At 37.9% G+C, this 3,548-nt stretch carries 4 protein-coding genes; all 4 read left to right on the forward strand.

Annotated features, from left to right (window positions below):
• Positions 1 to 561 (forward strand): S1 RNA-binding domain-containing protein (locus F6K13_RS23920; RefSeq protein WP_287288593.1); only part of this gene is annotated, 561 nt, incomplete at its 5' end.
• 533 nt (positions 562 to 1,094) lie between these two features.
• The gene (locus F6K13_RS23925; protein WP_124144869.1) at positions 1,095 to 1,727 is read left to right on the forward strand and encodes a flavin prenyltransferase UbiX; all 633 of its coding nucleotides are present in this window, start codon (positions 1,095 to 1,097) and stop codon (positions 1,725 to 1,727) included.
• The gene (locus F6K13_RS23930; RefSeq protein WP_124144868.1) at positions 1,720 to 2,439 is read left to right on the forward strand and encodes a LapA family protein; all 720 of its coding nucleotides are present in this window, start codon (positions 1,720 to 1,722) and stop codon (positions 2,437 to 2,439) included. The genes F6K13_RS23925 and F6K13_RS23930 overlap by 8 nt, the downstream gene beginning before the upstream one ends.
• 41 nt (positions 2,440 to 2,480) lie before the next feature.
• On the forward strand, positions 2,481 to 3,038 hold the full coding sequence (locus tag F6K13_RS23935) for a shikimate kinase (protein ID WP_124144867.1): 558 nt from the start codon (positions 2,481 to 2,483) through the stop codon (positions 3,036 to 3,038).
• Positions 3,039 to 3,548: the final 510 nt, after the last annotated feature.

Raw genomic sequence — 3,548 nt, forward strand, 5'->3', positions numbered from 1 at the left:
GAAGGACGCGATCGCCGTTCGAGTCGCTCCAAAGAAGGTGTAGAACTCAGTCATTCTTCCTGTCATGGCAAAATCACCTGGAATGTTCTACCTCCAGAAATACAGCAAGAGTTGGAAGCACAACTAACATCAGTAGTTGTACATTTAACAGAACGAGAAAATGTAGCACAGGATGCTCAAGAAGACCTGGAGGGATTAATTAAAACTGGATTGATGAAGGAACGCACAGGGCAAACGTTCCAAGGTTTGATTACAGGGGTGCAGTCTTACGGTTTCTTTGTAGAAATTGAGATTTCCTCTGAGTCAGTAGAAACTTTCAGAGTAGAAGGTTTAGTTCATGTATCCTCTCTCAAAGATGATTGGTATGAATATCGTTCTCGACAACAAACCCTTGTGGGACGCAAAAATCGTAATCAGTATCGACTAGGGGATATGGTGGAAGTACAGGTCAAGAGTGTTGATTATTATCGCCAGCAAATTGACTTAGTTGCAGTGGGTGGTGGTAGCGTTGCTTTTGATGATGATGAGTTTTCACCCCCTAGTCATCGTTATAGATATTAATTATCTTTTTCGGTGTTGCTGAAGGGCGGGATGAATATAAGTGGGGTGGGTATCCTGCCTACCCGAAAATATAAGGTGTTGCTGAATGATTGTGTGATTTTTTAGTAGTCAGTAGCTAGCAGCTAGTAGTTAAAAGAAGCTATTTTTACTTACTATTAATACCTACTCACTCACCAGTTTCATTCCTTATTTCAGCAACACCTCTTTTTCCGGTGTTGCTGAAATGTAATAGTAAGTAGCTGAAGGTAAAATTGAAAAACTTATGTTTTGCGTTGATACTTAATCTAAAAATCATTACCATTCAGCAACGCCAGATTTTAAGTTCCATTAAGGTCACTTCTGACTTCTGAATTTTGACTTCTGACTTTAGTGAAACGGTATAACTATCACCTACTATAAATTATCATTTTCTTTGTGGGTTTAATACCCCACCGTCTACACGGTGTTCAAAATTACTTGGGGTTAGAATCCCCATGTAATTTTCCTCCTGTCTCCTGTCTCCTGTCTCCTGTCTCCTTCTTCAATTATTGAAAATGAATGATTCTGTTTCTACTCCGCAACTACCGATAACGATCGGAGTTACAGGAGCATCAGGACTAATTTATGCTGTCAGAACTATTAAATTTTTGTTAGCATCCAATTACACTATTGATTTAGTAGCGTCAAAAGCTACCTACTCAGTCTGGCAAGCAGAGCAAAATATTAAAATGCCTGCTGAAGCAGCTAGACAAGAAAAATTCTGGCGAGAGCAAGCAGGAGAAGAAAGTAACGGTAAACTGTGTTGTCATGCTTGGCAAGATATAGGGGCTAATATTGCTAGTGGTTCCTACAGAACTAAGGGGATGATTATCATTCCTTGCAGCATGGGAACAGTGGGTAAGTTGGCTGCTGGATTCAGCTCAGATTTACTGGAGCGTGCAGCAGACGTACAGTTAAAAGAAGGTGGTAAACTAATATTGGTGCCTCGGGAAACACCTTTTAGCTTGATTCATTTACGAAATTTGACTACTCTAGCAGAAGCAGGAGCAAGAATTGTCCCAGCAATCCCAGCTTGGTATCATAATCCCCAAACTATAGAGGATTTGGTAGACTTTGTTGTAGCTCGTGCCCTAGACCAATTTGGTTTAGATTGTGTTCCTATAAAACGGTGGATAGGCCATGAATAGATCTCGGAATTTACTATTGTTAGTAGTTTTAATCTTGATAATCGTTGGGTTGGCCTTATTTTCTTGGCAAAATTGGTCCCCTAATTTGTCTTTAACTTTTTTGGGGTTACGATCTATACCTCTACCTTTGTCTATATGGATTTTAGGTGCTTTTCTTGCAGGTGTGATTACTTACCTGTTGATTTATGGTATTTTCGGACTTTCAAATTACTTGTTAAAAAAGAATTTACCACCTGCTAGACCTCGTTCTAGAAAGTCTCATCATCAAGATCGAACTGAGGAAGTTTGGGATGCTTCACAACCTCAAGTAACTTTAGATTCTCAAAGCTCTTTTAACTTGAATAAAGATTCAGAACCAGCTAAGAAAAATGAAAATTATGATGATTGGCAACCAAGACCTCCCAGGGTGAATCGTTCTTGGGATGGCACCACAGAGGAGCAAGGTTCAGAAGAAATACAGGAATCTGTGAATGAAAGTGCTACTAAAAATTATGAAACAGAACAACAGCCAAAAACAGGTTCTTGGTCTGGTTCTGTATATTCTTATGGTTATCGTGATAGTAGCAGTTCAGGTGTTGGTCAAACTGAATCTGTTTATGATGCAGATTATCGGATAATTACTCCTCCTCCTGCAAATACATCTATGCCTACTCAAGAGGAAGAAGATGATCAAGTTTCTGACAAAGATCATCAGTCAGAAGATCCAAAATAAGTTTGGCTTTTGTTTAATCGTTTTTTTTCATACAGTAATTTATGAATGTTAGTAATAAGAAATTCTTACAAGGAGTAAATCTTTATCTAGTTGGGATGATGGGGGCAGGTAAAACAACCGTGGGAGAGCTGCTATCCCAAAACTTAGGATATCGTTTTCTAGATACGGATAATTTGATTTCTCAAGTTGCTGGCAAGTCTATCAATGAAATTTTTGCTGATGATGGTGAAGCAGCGTTTCGGCAGTTGGAAACAAATGTATTGGCACAAGTATCTAGTTATAAAAATTTGACTATTGCAACAGGTGGTGGTATTGTATTGAACCATTTTAACTGGAGCTACTTACAGCATGGTATTGTCGTCTGGTTAGATGCGCCTATAGAGGTATTGCATAGTCGTTTACAGGGCGATCAAACTAGACCTCTGCTTCAGGATAGAGACCCTCTGGGTAAACTTCAGGCTCTTTTAGAGGAACGACGGCCACTTTATGCTAATGCAGATGTTCATATTCATGTAGAGCCTAAATCTACTCCGGAACAGTTAACAATGTTAGTCTTGGCAGAAGTTAAAAAAGTGGTAAAATCATCGGTACTAAATTAGTTATTGAAAGGTTCATCCCAAGATTTTAGTATGAAAATAATCTCAATAGATGTTTTTTGTCCAAAAAAGGTGTTATAGTTTTATGCGGCTATAAGATATTTGGTAGAAACTAAATAATATCTGGGATGAATATATGAAAATTTTGTAGATTTTAATAAAAAAAACCCCACCATAAATTAGGTAGGGAGCAAGGAAAATTAAACGCTTATTCTATTATAATCTCAGAAATCAATTATTATTGGTTATTGTGTATGTGACAATTTCTTAAACCTCCATAGGGCCGATTGCGTTCATAGAACCTATAAGATTAATATTTAAATTTGAACCTACTCTTGAAGTAAAGGTGACAGATGATAGTGCTTAACGACATAGTTCTGAAGTTGCCCATGGCACGACAAATCAGGATTTTTAAGCCTTACGACACCTTGTTTCCTGTTTTATAGCACCAGTATAGGTGAGATTTAAGGTCTTTCGAGTTTAATTGATTATGCTAAAATTTAAGTCTATAAA

This window comes from Okeania sp. SIO2B9 (genome assembly GCF_010672505.1).
GTDB classification, from domain to species: domain Bacteria; phylum Cyanobacteriota; class Cyanobacteriia; order Cyanobacteriales; family Microcoleaceae; genus Okeania; species Okeania hirsuta.